Source organism: Cytophagales bacterium (genome assembly GCA_019456305.1).
GTDB lineage: Bacteria > Bacteroidota > Bacteroidia > Cytophagales > VRUD01 > VRUD01.
The window spans coordinates 1-5,268 of the sequence record VRUD01000135.1 but is presented as its reverse complement, the minus strand read 5'-3'; the positions used below and the strand labels follow the sequence as shown (position 1 = coordinate 5,268).

The following is a 5,268-nucleotide window of genomic DNA, read 5'->3' as shown; positions in this document are numbered from 1 at the left end:
CATAAATGGCGTGGTTAGTCACTCATACATATTCAAAAGTATAAATCTTGTGCGACCTAAACGCATATACCTATTACTCTATTCGCATATTCAACCCTGCCTGCAGAGCCCATACATTTACAGTACTGTAATAAAGTGCGTACATACCTCCGAGGGAAAGATATACATTTAACCGTCCTGTATTTTGCAGTTTATAGTTTCCTATAGCGCTAAATTCCATACGAGGGACCGCTCCTGTTACATAATCAGAGGCAAATCTAAATTCAGTAGTGAAGATGGAAGGTACTAAAAAAGCTGATCTTTTTTCAAAAAATATGTCTGCATTCACTGTATGTTCATTGTAGGCTAAACCCGTAAATTGTTCTAACATAAAACCTGTACCTGCCCTCAAATTAAATTCGGGCAATACTACAAGATTAAGCTGTAAGACCTGCCAATCGTAGGTTAAATAAGAAATAGTATTATAGCCATCGCTATAATTCAATGCCTGTTCATAAATTGAAAACACTCTGAAGTCGGTGGAAAAAAATCCCCGGTTTACTCTAAGGCCGGGTAGAAACAGATAATATTCAGACGGATTATAAGCTCCATTGATAAAGATCTCCAGGCTGGAAATTCTTGGAATTGTTCCTTCCCTATCCAATAACTCCCGGTGATGATGCCATGCTTCATGGAACAATATATCATACATCCAATAATAACAACCGGCATCTCCGCAGCAATTGTTGGTAGCAAAAATTTCGGCCATATTACCCGCAAGGTTTTCCGCTGCAAGGGTAGCAATTTCCCCAACTATCTGCCCTGAAACAGGATCAGATAAGCGTAAAAACCATAAGGAGAGAAAAAGTATTGTTATTTTTGTTGTTTTGCTCATAAAAAAAGATATAGAGTATTATACGATAAATATCTAATACAGGTTGTTTGCCTGATACTAATTAGTGTCTGTCTCTAAAGTCACTTTTTCATAAGAATAGCACCCTGATTTATCAGGGTGAAAAAACGACATCACCATTTTTCAGTCCGTTTTAACGGACTTTAATCACTTTGAATATCCAATTATTGAAGTCCGTTAAAACGGACTTAGAATTTATTTTTTTGATTATTATCACCACGATAAATCGTGGTGCTATTCTTATAATTTTAGTTTATGGACAGACACTAATTATACTATCCCCAATGCAAATATACCTGTCTGACTTAACAAAAAACAAACACGTAGCAGCCAGACGAATGAAGAATCCCCGATGACAATGTACGAATTTTTATGATAGGAATTAGGTACTGAATTTTTATTATGAACCCGAGTATTATTAATAGCTCTTTAAGAATCTAAAGCCGCGACAGGCCGCTGCCTGGCAGGTAAGCTGGCAGGCGGAGCAGTGGCTATGTTTTGTTTCAAGAGATTTCTAAAGAAACTTTCAAACAGGGCAGCTACATAAGCGTCTGGTATAAATTTAGCAATAAACAAAAGCATTTTATTAAATTTTCCAGGTATAATAATTGTTTTTTTCTTTAATAATCCTTCAATGGCTATATGGGCCACTTCATCTGCTGACATCAGGGTTAATCTTGCAAAGCGCCCTGCTGAATTTATTGCTTTCCGAACCTCTTTATTGGTCATTACCACACCAGGGCAAACACAGCTAACTATGACGGAGGTATTTTTTAATTCTGCCCCTAATGCTTTCGAAAAGTATAAAACAAAAGATTTGGTGGCTGAATAGACACATTTGTATGGTACCGGATGGAGTGCAGACGTACTTCCAACATTTAATATGTAGCTGGTGGAATGTTTTTTTAGTTCGGGAATAAATAGTTGTGTGAGTGTAACCAATGTCTGCATATTTAATTGCATCATATTTTGATAAAAGTCAACTGTGGATCCCTCAAATGAACCAACATGGCCTACACCGGCATTATTTATAAGCACATTAACGGACAATCTTTTGCTTACGCACCACTCATGCAGTTGCTGTGCCGCATTTTTATGGCTAAGATCGATGGGAAAATAGAATACTTTGATATTATACGTCAATTCTAAGTGCGCTGCGTATTCTGCTAATTCCGGGCCTGGCAATGCAACAAGCAGCAGGTTCATTTTTCGTTCAGCACATTCTTTTGCCATTGCTTTGCCAATACCTGCGCTGGCACCTGTGATCAGCGTATATAGCTCATCTTGTTTATTAGGAAAAATATTTAAACCGTTCGTTTTCATTGTTAAATTACTTCTATCTAAAATTATCTATGCCAACCAAATTTATTTTTAAAAACCAGAGTTCGTTATTGTTGGGGCAAATATAGCCAATTCTTTTAGATAAAAACTTGAGTCCACTCTAAAAAGTTAAAAAAGAAAAAATGCCACTAAAACACCAAAGCACTAAATCCCATCCCGAGTACTCGGGAAAAACCAATCAAATAACTTTTGTGGGATTTTGTGTTTTTGTGCTTTTGTGGCGAAAATTGACACGTTCACTTCGTTCAGTGCATGCTTTTTGGAGTGGGCTCAAACTTAATTAATTTTTTAAAAAAAATAAAAAATTATTTGAATATGGAAAAAATAACTATATTTGCATATGTATTTATATGTATGTGTTTTTAATATTAACTAAAAAATGAGTCCACTCTAAAAAGTAAAAAATTGAAAAGAAATAGTTTCTCGCAAAGACGCAAAGTTCGCAAAGGATTGAATATCAATTAGTTAAGTGTATAACTTTGCGCCCTTTGCGCCTTTGCGAGAACCAAAAACACTTTTTAGAGTGGACTCAAAAATAAGATCATGAAAAAATTTAAGTATTTACAGCGTATGGAGTATTTAATAATATTCACGCTATTTTCTTTTTCAGTTTCTTCGCTGCACTCAAAACATGCCCTTGGTCAGAGTACGTGGCAGGAAGTTTACACTATTTTTCAGAGTATTGGTACCATAGACAGCGTGGATTTTGCAACTACGACAATGGCTAATGCATACACTAGTATTTTTGATCAGCCGACTGCCAACACTTTTGCTCAATCTAAAGGATATACACGTATTGATCCGGGCCATCCACACTACAGCTTCCTGTTCAGGAAAATCAATAATGGATTAGATGCAGATATTGTATTAGATCCTGGTGAAGGTGTTAACGTAGCAATATTAAGCAATGAAAATAAAGAACTGATCCGGCAATGGATCCTTTGGGGTGCACCAGAAACCGGGGTAGTGGCAGATACTGCACTTATCAATGATTATTACAACGGTAACGGATTAGCTTCTGTACCTATTCCACCAGCAGCGCCCGCTCCTTCTGAGGGTTTTCAGATTCACTTTGGGCCTTACTTCATAGCGCCTTTTGGTGAACTTGAATACTTTCTTAAGATTGACCCGCATCTTGCCGATACGATTGAGATCTACCGTACTGATGTGATTATGGGTGATGATTACTCTCATCACTTTATACTTTATCGTATAGAAAATGATGCTTCCGGAACACCCGAGGGACTAAGACCAGGGCATACTACAGATCCTGTTGCGTTTGTTACCGGAGCCCAATTTACTAATAGCGTTTTCTTGCCCGCGAATACTGCCTTTGTATGGCCGCAAGCGGCTTTGCTCGACTTAAATTCTCATCATATCAATCAAACCCCATCGGTGATGAAAGCGGAAGTTTATATAAATATCTATACCCAAACCAAAGGTACAGCTAAGCAAATAATGCATACTGACTTGGTCCTGGGCGCTTTTCCTATCGGGTTAGTGATATGGAACGATGGTAATACTTATACATTTGAAGATTCTTTTATCCCACAAAATGATGGACTTAATGATATTTTTGTTTGGGGGATGACTTCGCATACCCATCAATGGGGAGTTGATTTTGATATTTATAAAAGAAATACTGACGGAACAAAAGGGGTGCAATATTTTGATGCTTCTCATAAGAATGGAGATCCTAATGATACCTTAAAAAGTTATGATTACGACCGTCCTCCTTCAAGAAACTATGATTATCCGTTTTTATTGGTTCCTAAAAATGAAGGACTTATTCAGGAAGCTTCTTATATCAATACCGGGCCAAACAGTCCTGTGACCTGGGGTTTTACTTCCGTAGATGAGATGATGATCATGGTTTTATTGTATGTTACAGATACAACCGGGCTTTTTGTTACAACAACTGCTATTTCAGAAAATTCTGTTTCAGTGAAAGAAAATATTGAAATTTTTCCAAACCCATTTACTGATAAGGCAATTCTGTTCTTATCCAGCGGTGAACAGGCCTCTACAGGATCGGGATCAACATGCCCGTTCACTACATTCACACTTTATGACGTATTAGGTACTAAGGTGAAACAAATTTATGATATAAATTCACAGCCATTGATCATTGAAAGAAATGATTTATCAAGCGGTGTTTATTTTTATCAGGTTAGCGGGAAGAATGAAGTAATCGGTAGAGGTAAATTAATAATTTATTAATAATAGAAACAAAAATTTATTATGAAAAAAACTTTGCTAAAGCTATTAGTTTTAGCATTTCTAACGGTTATAATAATAGATGCATGTAAGAAAAAAGAAGAAGTTAAACCTTCTCCACCTGCAGTGAAAGGTTGTATGGATTCTACTGCAACAAATTATAATCCGAATGCTACTGTATCGGATACTTGTATTTATGATACTTCCCAAAACACGTGGGAAAAAGTTTATCCTATATTCCAAACAAGGTGTACTTTCAGTGTCTGTCATGACAATACTCCTCCAGTTGGTCTTCCTGACCTTCAGGGAACGGGGCCAACACTTGCTGATAGCATGCAGGCAGTTTACGATAATATAGTCAATCAGATCCCTTCCAATGACAGCGCTCGAAGTAAAGGGTATAAATTAATATATCCGGGAGACTATTGCCGCAGTTTTCTTTTCAGGAAAATTAATAACGGGTTTGTTGCGGATATTAGCTTAGATGTCGGGGAAGGATGCCCTATGCCTAAAACACTTACAATTCCTTGCTCAACTCCTCCGTTCCCGGTAGATACTAATGATTTAAAACTCATCAGGCAATGGATACTCTTAGGTGCTTTGAATTAATGGTGTCGTTGGAATTGCTGAGATCGATTTAAATTTATGATTTATTAGCATTTATCCAAATCCTTTTCTTATAGCGTAACATTTATATTGCCAAAAAACCAGCGAGATAATTATACTTTACCACAAAATCATGAAAACAAAACATAACACAACGATTTTAGCCCAGGGAGTTACCTCTTTAATCATTTCACTTATTTTATTACATAGTA

General features: G+C 36.7%; 4 protein-coding genes. 2 read left to right on the top strand and 2 right to left on the bottom strand.

The annotated features are described in order from the left end of the window. Positions 1-73: 73 nt before the first annotated feature. Both FVQ77_17180 and FVQ77_17175 read right to left on the bottom strand, forming a co-directional pair. On the bottom strand, positions 74-874 hold the full coding sequence (locus FVQ77_17180) for a hypothetical protein (GenBank protein ID MBW8052036.1): 801 nt from the start codon (positions 872-874) through the stop codon (positions 74-76). A 447-nt stretch (positions 875-1,321) separates the two neighbouring features. After that, positions 1,322-2,215 (bottom strand): SDR family NAD(P)-dependent oxidoreductase, encoded by an 894-nt coding sequence (locus FVQ77_17175; protein MBW8052035.1) that lies wholly within the window; start codon positions 2,213-2,215, stop codon positions 1,322-1,324. Positions 2,216-2,776: 561 nt separating this feature from the next. On the opposite strand from FVQ77_17175, the gene FVQ77_17170 reads away from it, so the two are divergent. Together FVQ77_17170 and FVQ77_17165 are read left to right on the top strand one after the other, a co-directional pair. Beyond that, entirely contained in the window at positions 2,777-4,453 is a 1,677-nt protein-coding gene (locus FVQ77_17170; protein ID MBW8052034.1) for a T9SS type A sorting domain-containing protein, read from the top strand. Positions 4,454-4,474: 21 nt separating this feature from the next. Beyond that, positions 4,475-5,059, top strand: a complete 585-nt coding sequence (locus tag FVQ77_17165) for a hypothetical protein (GenBank protein MBW8052033.1) — start codon at positions 4,475-4,477, stop codon at positions 5,057-5,059. The last annotated feature ends 209 nt before the right edge of the window (positions 5,060-5,268 follow it).

Coding starts and splice junctions, on each gene's coding strand:
- FVQ77_17180 (MBW8052036.1), bottom strand. CDS start 874: ATGAGCAAAACAACAAAAATAACAATACTTTTTCTCTCCTTATGGTTT.
- FVQ77_17175 (MBW8052035.1), bottom strand. CDS start 2,215: ATGAAAACGAACGGTTTAAATATTTTTCCTAATAAACAAGATGAGCTA.
- FVQ77_17170 (MBW8052034.1), top strand. CDS start 2,777: ATGAAAAAATTTAAGTATTTACAGCGTATGGAGTATTTAATAATATTC.
- FVQ77_17165 (MBW8052033.1), top strand. CDS start 4,475: ATGAAAAAAACTTTGCTAAAGCTATTAGTTTTAGCATTTCTAACGGTT.